The sequence below is a fragment of the Nonomuraea sp. NPDC050451 genome (assembly GCF_044458585.1).
In genome coordinates this window covers 408,293-429,539 of sequence record NZ_JBITHZ010000005.1, presented here as the reverse complement: position 1 = coordinate 429,539, position 21,247 = coordinate 408,293, and the positions used below count along the sequence as shown (strand labels likewise).

Below are 21,247 nucleotides of genomic sequence, written 5' to 3'. Positions count from 1 at the left end.
CATGCATGGTCATCTGCCAGCCGGCTTGCGATCGCCGGCGATGTCCTCCGCCAGCTGAACCAGGGTTCGCACGGCGGATCCGGTACCGCCCTCGGGGGTGTAGCCGTAGGGGGCGCCCTCGTGGAAGGCCGGTCCGGCGATGTCCAGGTGAGCCCAGTCGGTGTCGCCGGGCACGAACTCCCTGAGGAACAGGCCGGCCACCAGGCCGCCTCCCATCCGCTCGCCGGTGTTGGCGATGTCGGCCACCCGGGAGTCCAAGCTCCTGCGCAGCTGGGCGGGCAGCGGCAGCGGCCAGGCCTGCTCGCCGGCCCGCCTGGCGGCGTCGAGGATTCGGTCGCGGAAGTCGTCGTGGTTGGACATCACGCCGAAGATGCGGTTGCCCAGTGCCATTCTCATGGCCGCGGTCAGGGTGGCCACGTCAACGATGGCGTCAGGCTTCTCCTCGCCCGCGCGTACCAGGGCGTCGGCGAGCACCACCCGTCCCTCGGCGTCGGTGTTGAGCACCTCGACGGTCTTGCCGCCGTACATCCGCAGCACGTCGCCGGGGCGGGTGGCGGACCCGGACGGCATGTTCTCAGCCAGCGCCAGCCAGCCGGTGACGTTGATCCGCAGGCCGAGCCGGGATACGGCCGCCACAGCTGCGAACACGGCGGCGGCGCCGGACATGTCCCGTTTCATGATCTCGTTGAAGCCGACCGGCTTCAACGAGATGCCGCCCGAGTCGTAGGTGATGCCCTTGCCCACGAAGGCCAGGTCGGTCTTCGCCTCCGGGTGCTTGTAGGCGATCTTCACCAGCCGCGGCGGGTTGACCGACCCCTGACCGACACCGATGATGCCGCCGAACTGACCTTCCGTGAGCGCCTTGTCGTCGAGGATCTCGACCTCGAGCCGATACTCCTCACCGACTGCCAGCACGGTGGCGGCGAAGCTCTCCGGGGACAGGTCGTTCGCCGGCATGTTGACGAGGTCCCGGCAACGGTTCAGCTCCCGGCCGATCACAGTGGCGCGCCGTGCCGCGACCTCGGCGCTCGCGTGGCCCCGATGATCGGTGAGGATGGTCAGCTCACCGACGGGTGCCTTGGCGTTGCCGGGGGTGCGGTACGCGGTGAAGGTGTACGCGCCGAGCAGACCGCCCAGGGCCACCGCCTCCACGGCTTCGGCGGTCCCGACAGGAAGGGCCAGGGCAGCTCTTTCGGCGCCGGCCAAGCTCCGGGCGGCCGCACCTGCGGCTTCACGCAGTTTCTCGGCATCGTACGCGCCGCTGTCGACGGCGTCGCCAAGGCCGACCGCGACGACCACGCTGGCCTCGACGCCGTCGGGGGACGGCAGCTTGACCACCTCGCCATCAGCACCGGTCATGCCGAGCATGCCGAGGATCTCGGCCAGCACACCGTCGAACGCCTTGGCCACCGTCTCCGCGCCCGGTGCCGGCACCGGCCCCTGAGGGCCTTTGGCGACACCGATCACGACGGCGTCCGCTCGCAGCGACACCGCCGGGGAGATGCTCACTGTCACTGTCGTCACTGAAGGACATCCTTTTCTTTCGCGGTCCGCGAGGTTTCGACGGCCGGTTTCCTTCGACGCGTCATACCGACACCGATGAGTACGACGACCATCCCGGCGGCGACCCGCACACTGAAACCCTCGTCCAGCACCATGGCACCCAGCACCACCGAGACCACCGGCAGCAGGTAGCCGACTGTCGCGGCATTGGTCGCGCCTTCGTCAGCGATGATCCGGAACGTGAGGTGGAAAGTGATTCCGGTGGCGAAGATCCCCAGGATGACGACGGCGATCAAGCCCCGCTGGTCGGCCTGGACCGGCGCCAGGCCGTCGGCCGGCAAGGTGAGCGCCGTCAGCGCCGCCGCCGCGAAGAGCTGAGCCGTGGAGAGGGAGATCGTGGCGGCCCCCTTCCCGACGAGGTTTCGTCCCATGTAGACGAAGGCGATGGCATAGCTTGCCGCCGCGGCGACGATGGCGAACGCTCCCCAGCCGACAGCGCCGGCATGCTGCCATGGAGCGAAGATCACCACGACTCCCGCGAACCCGAGAAGCAGCCCGCTCAGGCGGACCGGGTGGATTCCGCGTTCGGTGCCGATGACGATGCCGATCAGCAGTGACCACAGCGGAGTCGTCGCGTTCAGCACGCCGGCCACCCCGGAGTCAACGCTCTGCTCACCGACACTGAAGAGGAAGAAGGGCAAAGCGTTGCAGAAGAAGGCCGCGACGAAAAGGTGTCCCCAGATCTTGCGCCCACGGGGAAGATGCTGACGCGCCCCAAGGCACAACGCCATCAAGGTGAGCGCCCCGAGTACGCAGCGAGCGAAGGTGAGCTGGGCGGGAGACAGCGCGGTCAGGGCCAGCTTGATCCAGAGGAATGTCGATCCCCACAGCAGGGCGAGTACGCCCAGACGGGCCCATGCCCAAGCTCTGCCGGCGATGCCGTTCACGCTTGTTCTCCTCGTTTCGCGTCGTCTTCTCGACACATGCCGTCGCTGATCGTGCCGTCACCCGCTCAGTTTCGGTAAGCTCCAGAGATGAAGCAAATAAATGAAGTTCATCCACTCATGAGGTAGCTACATGAGCGTGACTCTGCGCCAGCTCGAGGTGTTCACGGCCGTGATCGACCACGGTGGCTTCGGCGCGGCGGCCGACCACCTCCGGATGAGCCAGTCAGCCGTCTCCCACACACTCGCCGCGTTCGAACGCGCCACCGGAGCCCCGCTCGTGCGCCGTTCCCCCGCCATCACCTCGACCGTGCTCGGCGAGGCCCTCCTCCCACACGCCCGCAGCGTGCTCGCGGCGGCACGCGCCCTGGAAGCCGCCATCGAGACCCACAACGAGAAGGACGCCACCGGCCTCGTTCGGGTGGCGGCGCCGCCGACCGTCTCCCACCGGCTCATTCCCGAACTGTTCGCCCTGTGGCGTACGGAGATCCCCGGGGTCGACATCCGGCTCTTCGAAGGCAGCGACGCCGAACTCGAGGAATGGCTGGCGACCGGGGCCGTCGACGCCGCCGTGCTCATCGACCCCGACCCGTTCCCATCAGGCGGTCTGCTGCTGGCCGGCGACGACTTCCGGGCCGTGCTCCGACGGGATCACCCTCTGGCGGCCGGCGGGCGCATCGAACTGGAGGATCTTCTGGCGGATCCGCTCCTGGTGACCTCCAGCGGCTGCGAGCCCCAGATCAAGCAACTGCACGCCATGGCCGGCGCCCGCTACGCCCCCGCGCAGAGGGTCCACGAGGTCAGCACCGTTCTCGCCATGGTCGAAGCACACCTCGGCGTCGCGATCATGCCTTCACTCGCCGCCACCATGCTCCCGGACACCCTCATCATGGTCGAGCTCGAACCGAGACTCGGCCGTCGGCTCGTGCTTACCGGCCCTACGGACCGGCCTTGGCATCCCCACGTCACACGTATGCGGGACATCGCCCATAAGTCCATGGGAAGTCGCCGCGAGGCATAGCCGGTGCTACCGCATCCCGGGCAGGATCTCCTGGGCAATCCAGGCGAGCACGTCGGACAGTCGCGGTCCCGGCGACCGGCATCCACAGCGAGCCCATGGAGGTCCCCGCTTCCCCGCGGCGTCGAATCACGGCGAGGTCGGAAAGCACACAGCCGACAGCCCCGGCGTCGCCGGGCGGGTCGCGATCGGGCTGCTGTAGGACACGTTCTTGCCTCCCACGAACGGCAGCAGGCGCTCCGTCTCCTGCTCCAAGGCGGCCTGATCGGTCGCGGTCAGGGGGCGGAACGGCGTGAGGTGCAGGGTTTCGCCTTTGAGGGACCAGGTTCCGTGCACGTGGCCGTTCACGAGGAAGGTGGGCCGTACCTGTGCCTGGCCGGGCATCACGCGCTTGCGGTCCTCGTGGCTGATGACGCGGGACCGGTCGGCGTGGCCGAGCAGGGCGTTGTCGAAGGCGGGCAGCAGTCGTACGGGTGCGGGGGTGTCGGGGTCGGGCAGTTCGGCGTCAGGCACGTCGATCAGCTCCCTGCCGTCGGGGTCGCGGTAGTGGCGCAGTTCGGCGCGCATGTCGGAGACGATCTCGCCGAGGCGGGTCAGCCCGGACCAGGCCTGTACGTCCATGATCCCGGCTGGGCCGAACGCTGCCAGATAGCGGCGGATGAGGTCCTTGGCGGTTGCCGGGGCCATGGGCCGGCCGAGCCAGGTCTCGGCGGGCGTGACGGAGACGGCCGACCGGGTGCCCCAGGAGCCCCATGTGCCGGTGGCCGGGTTGTGGATGAGGGGAGTTCTGAGCTCGACCTCCCCGGCGAGGACCCGCCCGTCGCGGCCTGGGTGGCGTTCGGCCAGCCGCCGGGCCAGTTCCTTTCGCGGTGTCGTCCCGCCCTGCAGCAGCTCAAGCCCGGTGGCGACCAGTGAGGCGGTGTCCAGGCCCGCGCTGTTGCGGGCGAAGTACGCCGAGCGGGCGGTGCGGTCGAGGACGGGCTGCAGCAGCGGCCGCAGCCGGCGGAAGTCGTCGGCCGTGGCGAGGTGCTGGGTGCTGCGGAGCAGGCCGGAGCGGACCACCTTCCGGTCCTGCAGCAGTGTGGTGAGCTCGGAGTGGGTGAAGCCGCAGATCCTGCTCCACAGCCCGACGTAGGGCCAGTTGGGTTCTTGCGCCTGCATTGCGACCAGGCGTCCGATCACCTCCAGCGGGGTGTGATCGGTGCGGGCCAGCAGGAACTGGCGATGCAGCAGGGCCCGGTTCAGGGCCCTGCTCGAGAGAGTTGTCATGACAGCCGCACCGAGACATTGCCCCGGTAGGAGCCCTGGAGCAGGGACAAGAACGCCTGCGGCACGTCTTCGAGTTCGCCCTTGACGACCGTCTGCGGGTAGACGAAGCGGCCCTCGCCCAGCCAGGTGATGAAGTGTTCCCGCCAGGCGGCGATCTGGTCGGGGGTGTGGTAGCAGGAGAACGGCAGCAGCTGGATGCCCCTGGCCTGGGCCGCGGCGTGGTCGGGCGTGGGGAAGCGCTCGGCCGCGTCGCCGAGCTGGCTGGACAGCGAGCCGCACAGCGCGAAGCGGGCGCCGGGCCTGGCCGCCTGCAGCGCGGCCTGATACTGCTCGCCGCCCACGACGTCGAAGAACACCGAAATGCCCTCGGGCGCGAGTTCTCGGAGCCGGTCGACCGGCGAGCCGTCGTGATAGTCGAACGCGGCGTCGTAGCCGAGCTCGTTCACCAGATAGTCGACCTTGGCCGGGCTGCCGGCGCTGCCGATCACCCGTGCCGCGCCCAGGCACTTGGCGATCTGCCCGGCCAGTGAGCCGACCCCGCCCGCCGCGCCGGAGACGAACACCACGTCGCCCTCGCCGACGCCCGCCACGTCGGCCATCCCGTAGTAGGCCGTCGGCCCCTGCCCCAGGTAGTAGCCGGGGTCGGCGATGGGATCAAGCTTGACGTACTGGGCGGCCGGGCCCGCCGAGTACTCGCTCCAGCCGGTCATCGACTGGACCAGGTCGCCGACCGCGAGCTCGGGGCTGTCGGACCGGACGACGGTGCCGATGGCGGCCACGCCCACCCGCTGGCCCGGCTGCCAGGCCGGTACCGGGAGGGTGCAGTCCGCGCGCATCAACTCCAGGTAGGTCGCGGCGAGCCCTACCTGGTCAGTCCGCACCACAACCTCGCCGTCCACCTCGGTGGTGGCGACAGCGAAGTGGTCGAGCGTGGGGGTGCCGACGATCTGTGCGGTCAGCCGGATCTCACGGGTGATCATTTCTTGGTCCTTATGTCGGTACGGCCTTCGAAATCGACTCTAAAGAGGCTTCCGGTCACTTTTTGACCGGAAGTCCGGCGAGGATGGCGATATGGCGAACACCAGCTCACGGACCCTCCGACTGCTCTCGCTGCTGCAGACCCACCGGCACTGGTCCGGCACGGAACTGGCCGAGCGGCTCGGGGTATCCGAGCGGACCCTGCGCCGCGACGTTGACCGGCTGCGCGAGCTCGGTTATCCGGTCAGCGCGGCCCGGGGGACCGACGGCGGCTACCAGCTCGCGCCCGGCGCCGTCCTGCCGCCGCTGCTGCTGGACGATGAGGAGGCGGTGGCTCTGGCGGTGGGCATCGGCGACGCGGCGCAGAGCGGGATCGCCGGGATGCAGGAGGCGTCGCTGCGTGCGCTCACCAAGGTGATTCGGGTCCTACCGCCCCGGTTGCGGGCCAGGGTGGACGCCCTGCGGGAGATGACCCTCTCCGTCGCCGCGTCCGGGCCGGTCGTCGCGGCGGAGGTGCTCACCGCGGTCGCCCAGGCCTGCCGCGACCAGGAGCGGCTGCGGTTCGGCTACACCGCCAGAGGCTCCGCCCCCACCGGGCGCGAGGTCGAACCGCACCGCGTGGTCGCCCTCGGCGGCCGCTGGTACCTCGTCGCCTACGACCTGACCCGGCACGACTGGCGCAGCTTCCGCCTCGACCGGCTGACCGGGCCGGCCGGGACCGGCACGCGATTCCGGCCGCGGCCGCTCCCGGCCGAGGACGCCGCGGCCTTCGTCCAGGCAGCCGGCGGAGCCCCGGCGCCGTACACGGTCCAGGCGCTCGTCCACGCCCCCGCGGCCCGGGTACGGCAGGCGGTCGGCCAGTGGGGCACGATCGAACCGCTCAACCATGACACCTGCCGGATCACCATGACCTCGACCTCTCTCGATTGGCCGACCCAGGCGCTGGGCAATGCGGGCACCGAGTTCGAGGTGCTGGGGCCGCCGGAGTTCGCCGCGCACGTCCAGGAGTGGGGCGCCCGCTTCGTCCGGGCCACCAGCGCACCCGACAGACCGTCCGTGCCATAGCCGGATCGCGACGATGGCGCGACGTCCGTAGCAGCCGAGGCAAGGGAAGACGTCCTGCCAGGGGCGCTCCCACCCCCGTCTGCGCGATCCCATTGTGATCCACGCTGCCCTCGGGGAGTCCGGACACTCCCAGCGCCTGACAGCCTGCGGGAACAGCCCCTACCGGACGTGCTCGGTGCATCCGTGGAGCTGGGAGCGAATCAGCTGAGCTGGTGTCGGGCGCGAGGATAAGTGGTTGTGTCGCGCAAGTCGCGCAGCATCGGTTCGGAATCGCGGGTGGCAAGCAATATCTGAGGGTCAAGGTCTGCGATGATCAGCTCGGACTGATCCGGGCCTGCCTCGGCGAGCGGCCGCCCGTCCGGGCCCCAGATGGCGCTGGACCCGCAGGTGTTCCAGCCCCCGGTGGTGCCGATGTGATTGGCCAGCACGGCATAACAGGTGTTGTCCAGGGCCCGTGCCGGGAACCATGTGCGCGACTCGTGGTAGCCGTTGCCGACGCTGAACAGGGCGCCGACAATGTAGGCGTGGCAGCCGTCCAGCGCCGCCGCACGGGCGTGCTCGGGGAAGCCGGAGTCGTAGCAGATGCCTAGTCCGAGGCGCCAGCCGTCGAGCTCAAGGGTGCACCCGACCGCGCCTTCGCGATAGATCTTGCGTTCCGACTTGAACAGGTTCTGCTTGTCGTAGCGGGTGACGAACTCCCCGTTCGTACCTATGACCAGTGCCGAGACGTACAGATCATCCTGATCGTGGAACGCGGCGCCGACGATGGCAACCGTGCCGGTCTCCCGGCAGGCGTCGGCGATGGGGCCCAGTCGTGGGTCGTCCGGCTGTACGGCGCATCGCCGTGGGTCGGCCTGGATGAGATCGGGCTCGTAGCCGCTGAGAAACTTCTCCGGGAAGACCACGAGCCGGGCCTCGGCCCGGGCAGCCTCACGGACAGATGCCTGCCACGGTGGCGGCGTTGGCCTCGATGTCACCGGCTTCCGCCGGAGCCTGCGCGGCAGCCATGCGTATCGGGCGTGAGGGGAGCGGATAAACGTACAGCTGGCCTGCAGGTTCTGTTATGAATTTTCGTACTAGTGCTGCGCGCCTTATCGCTCCTGACGCGCAAGCCACAGAAGGCGCGCGCGATCAAGGAGGCCCGAGCGAAGCGAGGACAGTTGACCAGGGCGAACTCCAGTTGCCCAACCACACAGCCGGGCGACGGGTGGGGCCTCAAGAAAGGGACGGGGGGCGCTTCAGCTCGGCTGGAAAACAGACTTGCCCCCACGCCCTGAGGACGCAGAGGGCAAGACCATGTTTTGGCGGCCTGACGAATCCGCGAGGGCTTGCGAGCGGCATCCCTGGACCGTGATCAGCTGGGCCGGTTGCCCGTCGGAATCACGATCTTGGTTTGCGCTCCCTTGGTGAGGTAGTACGTGGTCCACTTCTTGACCATCTCGTCGAGGAGCCAGGCGGCGGCGGGCACCAGCGGCAGCCCGATCAGACCCTCCCGGAACTGCACCAGTAGCGGCCAAGCGGACTTGACCACCGGGTCCCACAGCGGCTCACGTCGGATGCCGTTCCAGTCGGCCACCTGGTTGCCGGTGAGGTACCTGGCGAACGCGTTGACGAGAGGCTTGTCGACGCCGCCGGGGCTGGTCAGCTCCGCGAGCATGTCCCGCAGGATGGCGTTGAGTTCCACCCCCTCCGGGGTCGGCCCCATGTTCCTGGGCAGGACCAGGTCCGACTGAGCGTAGGAGGAGTCCCAGGTGGCGGGGAGGAACTCGTCCCTGATGCCGAGCATGTGCCCCAGCATCTGCACCGAGTGCAGGTACCCCGCGGCCTCAGTGGAGGAGATACGCACCTTCCACTCCCGCATCCCGCGCATGGAGTAGGTCGCCAGGGTGTGCCACGTGACGAGCATGTCCTCCTGGCTGATCGGGATAGGGCCGGACCAGTGGGGAGACGACTTCAGCAGGTGCCGCACCGCCGCGTGCACCAGCCGGGTCTTCACAGCCTCGACCACGGCCGTGCCGCCGGCACCCCAGGCGTTCTGGGGCCTGACCGCGTACGCCAGGATGTTCGTCTTGGCGATCCGGTCTTTCAGATCCGCACCGCCCGCGGAGTAATAGACAGCGCGTGCCTCCTTGGGGATGGCGGTGGCCAGCATCCCGGCGCCGACAATGGTGAGGACGACGATGTAGTTGCCCTTGAGCGCGTGGAACCGCGCCCCGGCATCCAGCAGGGTGGGGTCGGCCCAGGGCGGCAGCTGACGCGCCTGCTCGATGAAGGCCCGCAGATCCTCCGGCAGCCCCGCGGGCAGGGGCTGGTCGTTGCGGTTCCAGTCGTACAGCAGCCGGTTGACCTCGGGTATGACCCCGCGGTCGAACAGTGAGGCGAGGAGCGGATCGGCCACGTCGTCCCACACCCATCGGGGGTCGGCGCCGCTGCCGGAACCCGCGATCGAACCACTGGCCGGCCAGGTCCAGTCGCCGGACAGGGAGTCCGCCTGGGCCGGGGAGGCCATCCCTAACGCGCCGAGCGCTCCCAAGGTGGTGCCCGAGATCAGTACCTCGCGCCTGCTCAACTCTGCCATGCTCTGCACTCCTTCGAGGTGGGGTCCGCTCAGGGCATGCGAGAAACGGATGATACTGAGAAACAAATCATGAGTCTGTGTATCATCATCAGAGCACAGTGTGACTAGCATCACAAGACCGCGGTTGAGGCAGAATCCCTACAGGAGGTGATCGTGGAATCTGTGCTGTCCGGATTCATGGCGCCGTCGGACTCGGATTCGTTGCTGGAGCGCGCCTATTTCGATGCCGTCGATCGCGTCGACGACAGCGACGAGCTACGGACGCGCATCCTTGACGCGGCGTACGAGCAGTTCTGCCGGATGGGCATCAGGCGCTCCACCATGGAGGACGTCGCCCGACTGGCGAAGGTGTCGCGGATCACGGTCTACCGGCGATTCGACACCAAGGACACGCTGATCGAACACGTGGTGCGCCGGGAGTTCCGTCGTTATTTCGACCAGTTCCTCATCGACATAGAACAAGCCGGCACCGCTGCCGACAGGGTGGTTCTGGGCTTCGTGAGCTCATTGCGGGCAATTCACGGCAACCCGCTGATCGGCGGACTCATCGCCACAGAACCGGACCTGCTGGTCCCCTCCATGACGGCTGACGGGGGTCAGACCCTCGCCACCGTGCGGCATTTCGTCGCCGGACAGCTCCGCAGCGAGCAACGCGCGGGCAACGTGTCGAGCAGCCTTGACGTCGACCTCGTGGCCGAGATGATGGTGCGGATCTCCACCTCTTTCCTGACGATCCCCAGTGCCATCATCGACCTGGATGACGACGAGCAACTGGCTGCCGTGGCCCGGCGGTTCCTCGTCCCCATGCTGGAGCCACCAGCCTGATCTTCGGTCTCGCGCCGGCTTCCTGAGGCTGACGTACCAGCTCCTCCAGCGTAGAAACGCGGAACCGCTTGGATGGCCGGAGTGGACTGCACGCGGACGTCGAGAGGCATACGCGTTCGCCGATCGGCTTCGAGCGCGCACATCCGGGCGACATCGCGGGCGGCGTTGAACCATGCGGTGCGTGAGGACCTGACTGCCCGGCCACCCGGCGCCGGGGCGGGTGCATCCGGTGGTGTGGACTGCTCGGCGGGAGGCGGCCTGACGGCACAGAGGAGAGCGGCGGCAGGCGGGCTGCCGCCGATCCGGCTGCACGGAGCAGTCACAATGGCGCTGGCATCTGGTATCGAGCTGAAGGTGGTGCAGGGCACGCTGGGGCACGCCAGCATCGTGCTGACCGCCGACACCTGCGTCTCGATGCTGCCGAGCACCACTTGGGTGCGCGCCCACCACTGAGACGCTCGCACCCCATGTCATCCAGACGGCTCTTGAGCTGCCGGTCTGACAGCGGCGATCAGAATCTCCTGACTGAAAGTCAAGAAATTTCTTCTCCGCGGCTCCGGAATGGCCTATACCCGTGAGTACGGATGATCGGAGGTCCCCATGCGGCTGCTCGGCCGGCTCTTCCTGGTGTTCACCGCGACCGCGATCTGCCTACCTGCGGCCGGTGCGGAGCCGGCGGCAGCCGCCGTGGCCCCGGCGGCCGTGATCGGCGCCGACTTCCCCGATCCGGACGTCATCCAGGTCGGCTCCACCTTCTACGCCTACTCCACCAGTAGCTGGGCCGGTCGCATCCCGGTCGCCAGCGCCTCGTCCGCCACCGGCCCGTGGACCGTACGCGGGGACGCGCTGCCCGCCAAACCGTCCTGGGCGGGGAGCGGCGGGTTCTGGGCACCCGACGTCTCCCAGCTCCCCGACGGCCGCTACCAGATGTACTTCACCGGCCCCAGCACCGCTACCGGGCGCATGTGCATCGGCGCCGCAACCTCGGCGAACCCCTCGGCCCCTTCCAGCCGACCAGCGGTTCACCGCTCGTCTGCAACGCCGGCGAGGGCGGCGACATCGACCCGTCGAGCTTCGTCGACACCGACGGCAAGCGGTACCTGCTCTACAAGAACGACGGCAACGCCGTCGGCCGGCCCACCGTTCTGTGGCTGCAGCAGGTCGGCCCGGACGGCGTCACCTTCGTCGGTGGCCGCACCGAGCTCATCCGCAACGACCGGCCCGAGGAGGCCGGGGTGATCGAGGCTCCCGTGCTGGTCAAGCGGCCCTCCCAGTACGTGCTCTTCTACTCGGCCGGGTCCTACGCGGGCAACAGCTACTTCACCAGCTACGCCGCCTCCCCGTCTCTCACCGGGCCCTACACCAAGGCGTACCGGCCGCTGATGACGACGGCCACCTTTGACGGCGCCGTTCAGGGCCCCGGCGGGACCGACGTGCTCGGGAGCCGCGTCTTCTTCCATGGCTGGGTGAGCAACGCGCGCCACATGTACACCGCGGAGCTGGGCTGGGCCAACGACTACCCGGTCGTTCGCGGCAGCCGGGTACGGTACGAGGCCGAGCGCGGCACGCTCAACCATGCCGAGGTCCGTACCGGCGCGGCCGGCGCATCACAGGGGGCCGTCGTGGCCAAGATCGACTATGCGGACAGCTGGGTCGATGTGCGGGTGTTCGCGCCGGTCGCCGGGGCCTATACCGCGTACGTGGCCTACGCCGCCGGGTACGGTGACGCGCAGCACCTGGTGACGGTGAACGGGGGCACGCGGTTCACGCTGAGCTATCCCGACCGCGGCTGGGACAACTGGACGCAGGTGCCGGCCCAGCTCACGCTGAACGCCGGGTGGAACACTCTACGCTTCCAGCACCAGACGCGTTGGGCGGAGCTGGACCACGTCGAGATCGCCTGATCCATGGGCATGCCGCGAGCCGATACGCGTATGCGGCCATCGCACCGCGCATGTACGCGGCCGGTCCGTCGGCGATCTGCTCATGGTTCGGCTCGTTGTCGACCTGCATCCGGCCCAGGTGGGTGTACTGCTCCGCAGCCGGCGTCCATTACCGGCAATGAACGCCGAACTCGGCGAGAACGGCGGGATCGTCGACCAGGGCCGACGCGATGACCGAGCGTTGGGTCGGCACCGTTCGAAGAGAGTGCACCGACTGGCTGCTGATCCACGGTGAAACCATCTCCGCTGAAGAGGGCGGAACATGGAACCAATCACGCATAGTCACCGAAGTGGAGACAGAAGCTGGAATTCAGATCAGTCTTCTGCTAGCAGAAGGCTGACAGACAGGTGGCTGTCACCATGTCGCCAGTGATGCAACCAGCAAGCGGCATGATTACTTAGCGCGAGTGATCGCTTACGCAGAGCGATGCATCGACGCTGGAGGATCATGCTCGTGGCTGGACGCCCCACTCTGGCGGTAATCGGCGCGATCTTGGCTGTGGTGGCGGCCATCACTTCCAGCCCGGCCGCGGCCGCGGCTGAGGCGCTCGCCGAGCGCGCCGGCCCACCGCTACCCGGGAACGCCGTCGCCGACCTGCCGGTCGCCGCAAAGAGCCGGGAAGCCTACGCGCGGACCGCGTTCGAGCACGGGGTCGACGTCGATGCCGACGGTTGCGGCGCTCGCTACGAGAGGCTTCCGCAGAAGGCGACCGAGGCGCCGCAGTCGGCCCCGGGCTGCAAGTTGTCGGGCGGCCGCTGGTCCTCCTATGGCGACGGCACCTTCGTCCACCAGGCTGCGGCGCTTCCCAGCGTGAACATGGAAGCCACGGTCAAGGCGGCCCAGATCGACCCGCGCCGCTCTGACAACACGCAGACGCCGGGCGCGAAGGCCGGCGTGCTCCTCGTCGAGCGGGCGCTGCGCGACCAGCACCTGCTCGACGCGAAGTGGGTGGACGGTTACTTCGGCACCGTGACGGTCGCCGCCTACACGAAATACCAGAATTCGCTCGGCTATACCGGTCTCGATGCCAACGGCCTGCCGGGTAAGGCGTCACTCTCCAGGCTCGGAGCCGGCCGCTTCACGCTCACCCACATCATCGAGCCGGGCAGGCGGGTGTCCAGCGGCGGTTTCGTCCTCAATACCCGCACGCGCAGCATGCTGACCGAGGCGAAGCGGCTGCTCGGCCGCGAACTCGTGCTCGAGCAGGGGTCGTACAACCCTGGCGGCGACCCCACGTCCAAGGGCACCCACGACGGCGGCGGCGTCGTCGACATCTCGGTGCAGGGGATGAGCGCCGCCACCCGCACCGCGACCGTCCGCGCCCTGCGTCAGATCGGCTTCGCGGCATGGGTGCGCAGCCCCGATCAAGGCAACTGGCCGTGGCACATCCACGCCGCCGCCATCAGCGACACCGACCTTTCCAGTCAGGCGCAGCACCAGATCGGTGACTACTACCTCGGCCAGAACGGGCTCGCCAACCGTGGCCCTGACGACGGCCCGAAGGTCGCCATCCGCACCTGGGAGGAGTACCAGCGCCGCTGACCCCTTCAAAACCCAGAATCCGCAAGCAGGAGAAACCATGAGAATGCTCAGCAGGACCCTTACCACCGCGACCGCCACGATGGCGCTCGGCGGGACGATCGTCGCCGCACAGCCCGCCGTGGCCACTGGCCGCGACGGCGTATGCGACAGCGGCGAATTCTGCTACTACTTCAACAGCGGCAATCAAGGGTCCGTCTCGGACTTCACCGGATCCGTCGCCGACTACGGCACTCGACAGCCGTCCTGTTACGACTTCAAGGGACCCGGCAACGGCCAAGGCCAATGCATCAAGAATGCCGCTGCTTCCGCGTGGAACCGCACCAACACCACCGTCCGCGTTTACTACAACAGCAACCACGCCGGCGAATACCAGGACTTCCCGCCAGGCGCCAAAGGCAACCTCAATCCCGCTCTCAAGAACCAGAACGCCTCACACGCGTTCAACCCGTCGACACCAGCGCGCACGGACATGTCGTACGCGCTGTATGAGGCCAGAGGCCGGCTCGTCGTCGGCTTCGACGGTTACAGAAGTCTCCCTGGCCGGCATGAGGGCATCGACTTCGCCCGCGGCCTGGGCGTGAAAGTCCACGCCCTGGTGAGCGGCAAGGTCATCAATGTCGTGCCAGGGGCGACCGGCGGCCGGGGGCTTTCCACGATCGCCATCTACAACGCCGCACTGGACAAGACGGTGATCTACCTGCACACCGCCCCGTCCTCCTTGCACCGGGGCCAGCAGATCAGCCGCGGCCAGGTCATCGGCGTCGAATCGTGGCGCGGGGTGTCGTCCAGTTCGAACGCGCACACCCACGTCGAGATGCGCCTCGGTCAGAAGACCCTCGCGGCCAAGAGCGTCCATGATCCGAGGCTGGAGAATCCGAACCCGACCGCGTTCTGGAACTCCCAGGGCTACAACATCCGATAGCTGTACCGCAGCCTCCTGACAGCCCCCGCGCGGGCACCGCTTGCAGCCGAGTGGCGCGCAGTGCTCGCGTGAGCCGGGCCAGTGACGATCTGCGTGCCACTCCTCGCGGCACACGGCTCAAGCAAGCGCCTAAGGGCGGTTCAGGTTCGCTGTGCTGGCCTCCCGCGCTGACGGGCGAGATGGCTCCTGTGGCAGGAGGCGCCCACGAGCCGGGCCGGCCGCCCGTGGTGCACGAGGTAGTCAGCTGCTGTCGCGCGCCGGGCGACGTGCAGCCACGGAGCCATAAGACCAGCCGGCATGTCGGCCGGAAGTTCCGGGTCAGGTTCGGCTGCTTGACGGGTGGGGTGCGTGGACGGACTCAGACATGCAGGATGGGCCGGTAGATGAGCTCTTGGGTGTGGCCGTCGAGCGTCCGGCTCTCGATCAGCTCGAGGTCGAAGTCGGCCGCACCCTGGAAGATCGGGTCCACTCCGGTCTGACCGGTGATGACAGGGAAGATTGTCAACTGGACGCGGTCGACCAGACCGGCGGCCATCAGCGCCCGATTCATCGACAGGCTGCCGTGCGAGCGCAACGGCACCTCGGACTCCTCCTTGAGCCGGGCGACGACGTCGACGGCGTCACCGCTCACGAGGGTCGCGTTCGGCCAGGTGAGGGGTCCTTCGAGGGTCGTCGACACCACCGTTGTCGGCAGGTTCCGCATCCGGGTGTTCACCGGGTCACTCACCTTGGACTCCTCGGTGCTCGGGCCCAGCACCTGCACGAATTGCCGAAAGGTGTTGGCCCCGAGGACCATCCGCTGCTCCTCGCCGTACAGGGCGAGGCGGCGGTCGAGAAACTCGGGACCTTGCTTGCCCCAGTAGCCGCCCCAGTCGCCGCTGCTGTTGTAGGAGCCGTAGCCGTCGAGGCTGGAAAAGACGTCGAAGGTGTAGGTAGCGGTCATGATGCTCTCCTCGAATGCGGTTGATCGGATGTCGTACTGAAGGTCATCCACCGGAGACAAGCTCGGCCAGGTGATGCAGCGAGTTGATGAGATGCTCGGGGCCGAACGGCGGGAACTGGATGTACTCCCGCCGGAACTGCGGCACCGCCGACCAGTCATAGGTGAGCGTGACCTCGGTCTCGGACGGACCGAGCGGCGCAAGGTCGTAACGCCAGATCCAGCCGCCGAACTCCAGTTGACCGTCGCCCTTGTCATACCCGGTCAGCCAGCCGATGGCGCGCGGCGGGTCGAGCACCTGCACCTCGTTGACCACCTGGTAGTCACCGTCTGGATGGTCGTCGTGATGCATGTCCATCCGGAAGATCTGCCCCACCTCGGTCAGCGGCGCCTGGTTGACAGCTTCCTGAACCCAGCCGGTGCCATCGATCGCAGCATGGGTCGTCGGGTCCGCCAGCACCGCGAACACCCTCGCGGCGGGCACGGCGAAAGTCAGGGTGGCGCTCACGTTCTCCTGGTCCACGGTGTGCACGCTCCTTGTCATTTCATCTCGGGCCTCCCGCTCCAGGCGCGCCCGTCGTGTCCGCAGGAAGGTTCGTTCGGTGTCGTTGGTGGCCAGGGTGATCGCCTGATCGTAGAGCGCCAGCACCTGCGCCCAGTCGGTCGCCGGCCCGTCGGTGTGCACGGCGTTGATCGCGGCCTGCAACTGGTATGGCCCCGGCTGAGCGCGGCGCAGGCACCGCCGTACCAGCTCATGCCCCTCGGCGATCAGCTCCCGGTCCCACAGTGACCGGTCCTGCTCCGCGAGCACCACGAGCTCGCCCGAAGGCCCCACCCGCGCGGGCCGCCGGGCTTCGACGAGCAGCAGCAGCGCCAGGAGTCCGATCACCTCCGGCTCGTCGGGTATCAGGGCGGCGAGCGCCCTGGCCAGGCGGATAGCCTCCAGGCACAGGTCCGTCCGCAGCAGCTGCCCGGAAGTCGAGGTGTATCCCTCGTTGAAGACCAGGTAGAGCACGGTGAGTACCGAGGTCAGCCGATAGGGGAGTGCGGCGGCGTCGGGCACCCGGTAGGGGATGCCGGCGTCGCGGATCTTCTTCTTCGCGCGGACGATCCGCTGGGCGACGGTCGCCTCCGGCACCAGGTAGGCCCGCGCGATCTCCGCCACCTCCAGCCCGCCGAGCAGGCGCAGGGTGAGCGCGGTCTGCGCGAGTGGCGACAGCGCCGGGTGGCAGCAGGTGAAGATCATGCGGAGCTGGTCGTCGCGCACCGGTCCCACTTCCTCTGGCTCGTCGGGTTGGTGCAGCAGCAGCGCCTGCGCGTGGCGGGCCTCGCGGGTGGCTTCCCGGCGCAGGCGGTCGATCGCCCGGTTGCGGGCGGTGGTCACGATCCACGCGCCGGGATTGGGCGGCGTCTCGTCCCACTTCTGGACGGCCACCGCGAAGGCGTCCTGCACGGCCTCCTCGGCGAGCCCGATGTCACCGAGCAGGCGCGTCAGCGTGGCCACGCACCGGCCGTACTCCGCCCGGTAGACGCTGTCCAAATCCATCCGTGCTCATCCCCACTGCGCGTCTACGAACGGGCGCACCTCGATCGGGGCCCCGCAGGCCAGCGCGCACTTGTCGGCCCAGACCAGCGCCTGGTCCAGGTCGTCGCACCGGATCACCCAGAACCCGCCGAGCTGCTCCTTCGTCTCGGCGAACGGGCCGTCGGTCATCGTGGTCGTGCCGTTGCCGGGGCGGACGACCGTGGTGGCGTGCGAGGGCAGCAGTCCACCGACGAACACCCACGAACCGGCGGACTGCATGTCGGCGGTGACCTGGGCCGTCCCGGCCTGCTGCTCGCGCATCTCCTCTTCGGACGGCGGCGGCGCGCTCTCGTCGAACTGGACGGCGAGGAGGTACTTCTTCATGACGAACTCCTTGAAAAGGATCAGGCGGACAGGCGGCGGGCGATGACCGGGATCACGATCGCGGCGGCGACCACGTGCGTCAACATCAGCAGCACCTTCGTGGCCGCGGACGCGTCCGCGAGCACATCCGGTACCAGGGACAACGCGGTGAGCACGATCGTGGTGCGGACGAACGCCGTACGCGGACGGCGAGCCGCGCGAGCCAGCACCAGGCCCATTACGGAGAAGATGACGGTCAGCACGGCGAACCCGGACACCGGGATCGGCGCGCCGCCGACAACGAGGCTGAGCCCGGCGAACGCACCCGCTGCGGCCACGGCCGCGGCGGTCAGACCGCCGATGCTGATCGGTGACTTCGCGGGAGCGACGGTGATGGCGGACATCGTAGGCCTCCGGTGAGGGGCGACCGGCCCGTTGCCGGCCTCTCACCTTGGCTACGAACGCGCTCGACGCCAATCGACACCCGCACAGAAAAAATCAGAAGCCGCCTCAAAGTAGGGACCGACCCCAGCCGCTGACGTCACTGGCCGTTCGGTTGCTGCTCAAGGGTCGCGCACCGCCGACCGGCCAGGCCCGCGCCGAGCCGGACCGCGAGCGCGAACAGCACGCCGCGGAAGCTGACCGGCCGCGCCAGGAGCTGGCCGCCGCGACGCCGTCGCCTCGTGAGTATGCCCGGCAGGGGCGCCAGCCCGGCGACCCAGCGATCGAGCGTGCGGCGCAAATGTCGTGCTGAACGCCGGCGATGCGGCGTACGGCGCGATCATCGTGTACGCCCTGTACGGCGGGAACGGCGCCGGCGTGGGCGAGGCGATCCAGAACCGCGCTTCCAGCGGCTCGTCCGTTCGGCGATCTCCTCGATCAAGGCGGCCGCCCGCTCCGGCACTGCCATCGGACCCTCATCTGCGAAGCTCTCTGTCCGGGGCGATGGCGATCGTGACCTGGTAGCGGTGGGACGGCTCGTCGACAGGGTGGCCGTCGGCCTCGATCCAGGCATGGGCGCCGAACGGGTGGACCCGTATGCCCGCGCACCAGGTGGGCCAGGTTCCGCGCAACCGGCACAGCAGGGCGGCGGCGATGGAGCGGGGCAGGCAGCCTTCCCCGGCGCACGACAGGCTGACCGCGATCGCCGCGTCCCGCGCCGCTCTGGCCTGCTCGGCGCTCGCGGGCGCGGCGCCGCGGCGGGCGAACGTCAGCACCGCGCGGATGCGGGCCGGCGGCAAGCGGGCGATCAGGTGCGCGGCGGCCACGGCGGCCAGCGCCGGCAGGCGGCGGCGCCAGGGCAGGGCGGGCCGGTCGGCGGGCACCATGGACACGCTCATCGCGGCTGCTCCCGGTCGACGGTCTCGACGATCAGGTTCGCGGCGCGCAACTGCGCGACGAGCGCGGCGATGTCCGCCTCGGCGGTGGGCGTCGCGGCCGGATGGGTGCGGACGAGGTCGCGGGCGGCCTCGTCCGGGCCATGTCCCGCCAGGAGGCTGCGCAGGACGAGCACGGCGGTGGCGTTCAGCTGGCGGTAGCGGCCGGTGCGCTCGTCCAGGAGCACGGCGACCTCGTCGATCGGGGTGAGAGTGACGCCGGGGCGAAGCCTCACGCGCACGACTCCTCCTGGGTGGGGTTGGAGGGAAGGGTCCGTAGCCAGTTCTCGGCGGCGATGAAGACGTCGAGTGTCATCACGCTCGGCCCGCCCTCGGCCGGGGTGCGCACGCAGGCCCGGCGCAGGGCGGCGGCGTCGGCCAGGCCGCGCTCCACCAGCAGCGAACCGTCGAGCAGGGTCAGGAGCTGGTCGCGGTGGCGGCGCAGCCCGTGGTAGATGTCGGCCGAAAACTCGCCCTTAGTGGTGCGTTCCAGACATTCGGTCGGCATGACGGGGCGCATCGCGGCCCGGGTGAGCGGCTTGTAGGCGCCCGGCACCGCCCGCTGGTCCAGCCGCACGGCCAGGCAGGCGGCGACGACGTGGTCGTCCAGATAGGGGGCGTGCATGGGGGTGCCCGCGCGGCCCGTCAGGACCCGCACGCCGTCGAGGGAGGCAGCGATGGTACGGACGTTCGACAGGCTCTGGTGCTGGGCGCGCAGGGGGGAGTACGGCTCGGCCGAGCACGACACGAGCCGCCGGCGGACCGCGTCCGTCGCAGCCTCGGTCGTCCAGTCAGGCAGGCGCAGGGGTTGCTCCCATCCGAAGTCCGGCCGGAAGCGGGGCAGCGGCGCGCTGAGCGTCTGCGCCTGATCCGCCAGCCAGGCGGCATAGGGGCGCCGGTCGGCCAGCGCGCGGGCGCACGCCCACAGCGGCCACCGGGCCCTGGACCGCCGCTCGCCCAGGTGGGGCCAGAGCGCCGCCGGGTGGCGACGGGCCAGGTCGTGCAGGTAGCAGTCGGGCAGCAGGGTGACCTCGTCGCCGCCGTGCCCGGTCAGGCGCACGGCCGCTCCGCGCCCGGCCAGCAGCGCCGAACTCGCCAGCTCGCGGGCCAGTGCGCGCAGCCACCGCGTCGGCTCGTCCAGCCCGGGAACGGCCTCGGCCGCGCCGGCGAACCACTTGGGCACGTCACCGGGCCGGGCCACCCCGTGCTCGCCCGGGAGGTGCGCCCGCGCCCGGGCCGCCCACTCCGGGTCGTCATGCTCGGGATCGTCGATGGCCAGCAGGAACGTGATCAGCTTCGCCGACCGCTGCCCGGCCGCCGCGGCGGCGAGGAAGCTGACCGGCGTGGAATCCAGCCCGCCGGACAGGTCGCTGGCCACCACCGCGCCCTCGCCGATCCGGGCGGCCACGGCCTCCTCAAGGGCCGCCCTCACCACGGGAGCGCCCTCCTCCAGCGGTACCTCCGGCTCCGGCGCCCGCCACCAGGCGCGCAGCCGCACCTCGTCCGCGTCGATGTGCGCCGCCGCACCAGGCGGCACCATGGCGACCCCTTCCCACAGCGGCTCGGCCAGCGCCGGCGGAACCGCCATCAGCAACCGCACCGCCAGAGCCTGCTCGTCCACCGCTGCCCGCGTCAGCGCGGCCGGCACCGCCGCCCGGCCGGACGCGACCACCGCCCCGCCGGCCCGCGCGTAGTACACCCGCCGCATGCCCGAAGCGGTGCCCTGCACCCGAACCTGCCCGCCCACGACGGCGACCAGATGGAAACTGCCGGGCAGCGCCGCGGCCACCGCGTCGGCGTCCGCCAGGCACCCCAGTCGCGCCGCCATCCGCCGGAGTCGGCCGGCGGTGACCGGGCACGTGCCGATCACCGCCAGCCGCGCGTGGCCCGCCTCCGCGTGGACGATCTCGCCGGGCGAGGCGGCCAGCAGACAGGGACGGCCGGACGCGTAGCTCAACACCACCGCGCCGTGCAGCGCCTCAGCGAGGGCTTCGCCGGCGGCGCTGTCGGACAGCACCGCGAACTCCTCGCCGCTCAGCTTGCGCACCGGACCCCTCATCTCACTGGTAGTAGTAGACCGCGTCCATCAGCGGCCCGGCCATGCCGCGTGTCAGCTCTCCGAACTCGCCGATGTCGAGCATCCGCGGGGGTTCGTACGGCTCGTTGCCGACCATGACTGGCGCCTTTCTCCTGGGATGTGCCGGCTGTCCGGACCCGTACCGGACTCCGTGGGACTCGATGGGCACGGTGGCCTCACTACCCCCGGTAGTAGTAGGCCCAGTCCATGTTGAGCATGCCGTAGCCGCGGGTCAGCTGCCCGAACTCGCCGATCTCGAGCATCTGCGGGGGCTCGTACGGCTCGGTGCGCTCGTTGTCGATCATGACAGGTCCCTTCGTCCGTGCGGCGGATCGCCGCGTCACCGTCAGTGAAGACCCACGCTCCCGCTGTCCAACA

The 21,247-nt window shown here is 69.4% G+C and carries 24 protein-coding genes and 1 pseudogene; 9 read left to right on the top strand and 16 right to left on the bottom strand.

The genetic code is table 11. The features are described from left to right. Positions 1–9 precede the first annotated feature (9 nt). Both ACIBI9_RS20545 and ACIBI9_RS20540 read right to left on the bottom strand, forming a co-directional pair. The gene (locus ACIBI9_RS20545) at positions 10–1,524 is read right to left on the bottom strand and encodes a leucyl aminopeptidase (protein WP_397223727.1); all 1,515 of its coding nucleotides are present in this window, start codon (positions 1,522–1,524) and stop codon (positions 10–12) included. Next, entirely contained in the window at positions 1,521–2,450 is a 930-nt protein-coding gene (locus tag ACIBI9_RS20540) for a DMT family transporter (protein WP_397223726.1), read from the bottom strand. Before ACIBI9_RS20540 ends, ACIBI9_RS20545 begins: the two co-directional genes overlap by 4 nt. A 130-nt stretch (positions 2,451–2,580) precedes the next feature. Here ACIBI9_RS20540 and ACIBI9_RS20535 point away from each other — a divergent pair, with 130 nt between their 5' ends. Further along, entirely contained in the window at positions 2,581–3,468 is an 888-nt protein-coding gene (locus ACIBI9_RS20535; RefSeq protein WP_397223725.1) for a LysR family transcriptional regulator, read from the top strand. Positions 3,469–3,594: 126 nt separating this feature from the next. Here the strand turns inward: ACIBI9_RS20535 and ACIBI9_RS20530 are convergent, their stop codons facing one another. Then, positions 3,595–4,734 carry a winged helix DNA-binding domain-containing protein gene (locus tag ACIBI9_RS20530; RefSeq protein WP_397223724.1) on the bottom strand — a complete coding sequence of 380 codons (1,140 nt, stop codon included), beginning with the start codon at positions 4,732–4,734 and terminating at the stop codon, positions 3,595–3,597. Next, positions 4,731–5,714, bottom strand: a complete 984-nt coding sequence (locus ACIBI9_RS20525) for a zinc-binding dehydrogenase (protein ID WP_397223723.1) — start codon at positions 5,712–5,714, stop codon at positions 4,731–4,733. The genes ACIBI9_RS20530 and ACIBI9_RS20525 overlap by 4 nt, the downstream gene beginning before the upstream one ends. Before the next feature lie 91 nt (positions 5,715–5,805). Here ACIBI9_RS20525 and ACIBI9_RS20520 point away from each other — a divergent pair, with 91 nt between their 5' ends. Continuing rightward, positions 5,806–6,777, top strand: a complete 972-nt coding sequence (locus tag ACIBI9_RS20520; protein WP_397223722.1) for a helix-turn-helix transcriptional regulator — start codon at positions 5,806–5,808, stop codon at positions 6,775–6,777. A gap of 200 nt (positions 6,778–6,977) precedes the next feature. Here the strand turns inward: ACIBI9_RS20520 and ACIBI9_RS20515 are convergent, their stop codons facing one another. Both ACIBI9_RS20515 and ACIBI9_RS20510 read right to left on the bottom strand, forming a co-directional pair. Next, the gene (locus ACIBI9_RS20515; RefSeq protein WP_397223721.1) at positions 6,978–7,754 is read right to left on the bottom strand and encodes a carbon-nitrogen hydrolase family protein; all 777 of its coding nucleotides are present in this window, start codon (positions 7,752–7,754) and stop codon (positions 6,978–6,980) included. A gap of 377 nt (positions 7,755–8,131) precedes the next feature. Then, complete coding sequence (locus ACIBI9_RS20510) at positions 8,132–9,355, bottom strand: oxygenase MpaB family protein (protein WP_397223720.1); 1,224 nt, start codon at positions 9,353–9,355, stop codon at positions 8,132–8,134. Positions 9,356–9,508: 153 nt separating this feature from the next. On the opposite strand from ACIBI9_RS20510, the gene ACIBI9_RS20505 reads away from it, so the two are divergent. From ACIBI9_RS20505 to ACIBI9_RS20475, 7 genes and pseudogenes are all read left to right on the top strand, one after another. Continuing rightward, positions 9,509–10,180 (top strand): TetR/AcrR family transcriptional regulator, encoded by a 672-nt coding sequence (locus ACIBI9_RS20505; RefSeq protein ID WP_397223719.1) that lies wholly within the window; start codon positions 9,509–9,511, stop codon positions 10,178–10,180. Between the two features lie 324 nt (positions 10,181–10,504). Continuing rightward, positions 10,505–10,633, top strand: coding sequence for a hypothetical protein (locus ACIBI9_RS20500; RefSeq protein ID WP_397223718.1), 129 nt, complete (start codon positions 10,505–10,507; stop codon positions 10,631–10,633). Between the two features lie 147 nt (positions 10,634–10,780). Further along, positions 10,781–11,559 (top strand): annotated as a pseudogene (locus ACIBI9_RS20495) (glycoside hydrolase family 43 protein); the annotation flags it as partial. 3 nt (positions 11,560–11,562) lie between these two features. Next, positions 11,563–12,084 carry a CBM35 domain-containing protein gene (locus ACIBI9_RS20490; protein ID WP_397223794.1) on the top strand — a complete coding sequence of 174 codons (522 nt, stop codon included), beginning with the start codon at positions 11,563–11,565 and terminating at the stop codon, positions 12,082–12,084. Positions 12,085–12,293: 209 nt separating this feature from the next. Beyond that, positions 12,294–12,464, top strand: coding sequence for a hypothetical protein (locus tag ACIBI9_RS20485; RefSeq protein ID WP_397223717.1), 171 nt, complete (start codon positions 12,294–12,296; stop codon positions 12,462–12,464). A 107-nt stretch (positions 12,465–12,571) separates the two neighbouring features. Then, positions 12,572–13,666 (top strand): hypothetical protein, encoded by a 1,095-nt coding sequence (locus ACIBI9_RS20480; RefSeq protein WP_397223716.1) that lies wholly within the window; start codon positions 12,572–12,574, stop codon positions 13,664–13,666. Positions 13,667–13,709: 43 nt separating this feature from the next. Further along, positions 13,710–14,588: a peptidase inhibitor family I36 protein gene (locus tag ACIBI9_RS20475; protein ID WP_397223715.1), complete on the top strand. Its 879-nt coding sequence runs from the start codon at positions 13,710–13,712 to the stop codon at positions 14,586–14,588. 358 nt (positions 14,589–14,946) lie between these two features. On the opposite strand, the gene ACIBI9_RS20470 is transcribed toward ACIBI9_RS20475, so the two are convergent. From ACIBI9_RS20470 to ACIBI9_RS20425, 10 genes are all read right to left on the bottom strand, one after another. Next, complete coding sequence (locus tag ACIBI9_RS20470; RefSeq protein WP_397223714.1) at positions 14,947–15,531, bottom strand: dihydrofolate reductase family protein; 585 nt, start codon at positions 15,529–15,531, stop codon at positions 14,947–14,949. A 43-nt stretch (positions 15,532–15,574) separates the two neighbouring features. Next, positions 15,575–17,074 (bottom strand): sigma-70 family RNA polymerase sigma factor, encoded by a 1,500-nt coding sequence (locus tag ACIBI9_RS20465; protein ID WP_397223713.1) that lies wholly within the window; start codon positions 17,072–17,074, stop codon positions 15,575–15,577. Between the two features lie 6 nt (positions 17,075–17,080). Beyond that, positions 17,081–17,437 (bottom strand): YciI family protein, encoded by a 357-nt coding sequence (locus ACIBI9_RS20460; protein ID WP_397223712.1) that lies wholly within the window; start codon positions 17,435–17,437, stop codon positions 17,081–17,083. 20 nt (positions 17,438–17,457) lie between these two features. Continuing rightward, positions 17,458–17,820 (bottom strand): DUF6069 family protein, encoded by a 363-nt coding sequence (locus tag ACIBI9_RS20455; protein WP_397223711.1) that lies wholly within the window; start codon positions 17,818–17,820, stop codon positions 17,458–17,460. A gap of 137 nt (positions 17,821–17,957) precedes the next feature. Further along, entirely contained in the window at positions 17,958–18,158 is a 201-nt protein-coding gene (locus tag ACIBI9_RS20450; RefSeq protein ID WP_397223710.1) for a hypothetical protein, read from the bottom strand. A gap of 175 nt (positions 18,159–18,333) precedes the next feature. Continuing rightward, complete coding sequence (locus tag ACIBI9_RS20445) at positions 18,334–18,756, bottom strand: lasso peptide biosynthesis B2 protein (protein ID WP_397223709.1); 423 nt, start codon at positions 18,754–18,756, stop codon at positions 18,334–18,336. Next, on the bottom strand, positions 18,753–19,028 hold the full coding sequence (locus tag ACIBI9_RS20440) for a lasso peptide biosynthesis PqqD family chaperone (RefSeq protein WP_397223708.1): 276 nt from the start codon (positions 19,026–19,028) through the stop codon (positions 18,753–18,755). The genes ACIBI9_RS20445 and ACIBI9_RS20440 overlap by 4 nt, the downstream gene beginning before the upstream one ends. After that, on the bottom strand, positions 19,025–20,839 hold the full coding sequence (locus tag ACIBI9_RS20435) for an asparagine synthase-related protein (protein ID WP_397223707.1): 1,815 nt from the start codon (positions 20,837–20,839) through the stop codon (positions 19,025–19,027). The genes ACIBI9_RS20440 and ACIBI9_RS20435 overlap by 4 nt, the downstream gene beginning before the upstream one ends. Positions 20,840–20,852: 13 nt before the next feature. Continuing rightward, positions 20,853–20,966, bottom strand: coding sequence for a lasso RiPP family leader peptide-containing protein (locus ACIBI9_RS20430; protein ID WP_397223706.1), 114 nt, complete (start codon positions 20,964–20,966; stop codon positions 20,853–20,855). Between the two features lie 82 nt (positions 20,967–21,048). After that, positions 21,049–21,174 carry a lasso RiPP family leader peptide-containing protein gene (locus ACIBI9_RS20425; protein ID WP_397223705.1) on the bottom strand — a complete coding sequence of 42 codons (126 nt, stop codon included), beginning with the start codon at positions 21,172–21,174 and terminating at the stop codon, positions 21,049–21,051. Positions 21,175–21,247: the final 73 nt, after the last annotated feature.

What these genes read in the sequence shown, in the direction of transcription:
- ACIBI9_RS20535 (WP_397223725.1), top strand. Translation starts at nt 2,581, where the DNA reads ATGAGCGTGACTCTGCGCCAGCTCGAGGTGTTCACGGCCGTGATCGAC.
- ACIBI9_RS20530 (WP_397223724.1), bottom strand. Translation starts at nt 4,734, where the DNA reads ATGACAACTCTCTCGAGCAGGGCCCTGAACCGGGCCCTGCTGCATCGC.
- ACIBI9_RS20525 (WP_397223723.1), bottom strand. Translation starts at nt 5,714, where the DNA reads ATGATCACCCGTGAGATCCGGCTGACCGCACAGATCGTCGGCACCCCC.
- ACIBI9_RS20520 (WP_397223722.1), top strand. Translation starts at nt 5,806, where the DNA reads ATGGCGAACACCAGCTCACGGACCCTCCGACTGCTCTCGCTGCTGCAG.
- ACIBI9_RS20510 (WP_397223720.1), bottom strand. Translation starts at nt 9,355, where the DNA reads ATGGCAGAGTTGAGCAGGCGCGAGGTACTGATCTCGGGCACCACCTTG.
- ACIBI9_RS20500 (WP_397223718.1), top strand. Translation starts at nt 10,505, where the DNA reads ATGGCGCTGGCATCTGGTATCGAGCTGAAGGTGGTGCAGGGCACGCTG.
- ACIBI9_RS20490 (WP_397223794.1), top strand. Translation starts at nt 11,563, where the DNA reads ATGACGACGGCCACCTTTGACGGCGCCGTTCAGGGCCCCGGCGGGACC.
- ACIBI9_RS20485 (WP_397223717.1), top strand. Translation starts at nt 12,294, where the DNA reads ATGACCGAGCGTTGGGTCGGCACCGTTCGAAGAGAGTGCACCGACTGG.
- ACIBI9_RS20480 (WP_397223716.1), top strand. Translation starts at nt 12,572, where the DNA reads ATGCTCGTGGCTGGACGCCCCACTCTGGCGGTAATCGGCGCGATCTTG.
- ACIBI9_RS20475 (WP_397223715.1), top strand. Translation starts at nt 13,710, where the DNA reads ATGCTCAGCAGGACCCTTACCACCGCGACCGCCACGATGGCGCTCGGC.
- ACIBI9_RS20470 (WP_397223714.1), bottom strand. Translation starts at nt 15,531, where the DNA reads ATGACCGCTACCTACACCTTCGACGTCTTTTCCAGCCTCGACGGCTAC.
- ACIBI9_RS20465 (WP_397223713.1), bottom strand. Translation starts at nt 17,074, where the DNA reads ATGGATTTGGACAGCGTCTACCGGGCGGAGTACGGCCGGTGCGTGGCC.
- ACIBI9_RS20460 (WP_397223712.1), bottom strand. Translation starts at nt 17,437, where the DNA reads ATGAAGAAGTACCTCCTCGCCGTCCAGTTCGACGAGAGCGCGCCGCCG.
- ACIBI9_RS20455 (WP_397223711.1), bottom strand. Translation starts at nt 17,820, where the DNA reads ATGTCCGCCATCACCGTCGCTCCCGCGAAGTCACCGATCAGCATCGGC.
- ACIBI9_RS20445 (WP_397223709.1), bottom strand. Translation starts at nt 18,756, where the DNA reads ATGAGCGTGTCCATGGTGCCCGCCGACCGGCCCGCCCTGCCCTGGCGC.
- ACIBI9_RS20430 (WP_397223706.1), bottom strand. Translation starts at nt 20,966, where the DNA reads ATGGTCGGCAACGAGCCGTACGAACCCCCGCGGATGCTCGACATCGGC.
- ACIBI9_RS20425 (WP_397223705.1), bottom strand. Translation starts at nt 21,174, where the DNA reads ATGATCGACAACGAGCGCACCGAGCCGTACGAGCCCCCGCAGATGCTC.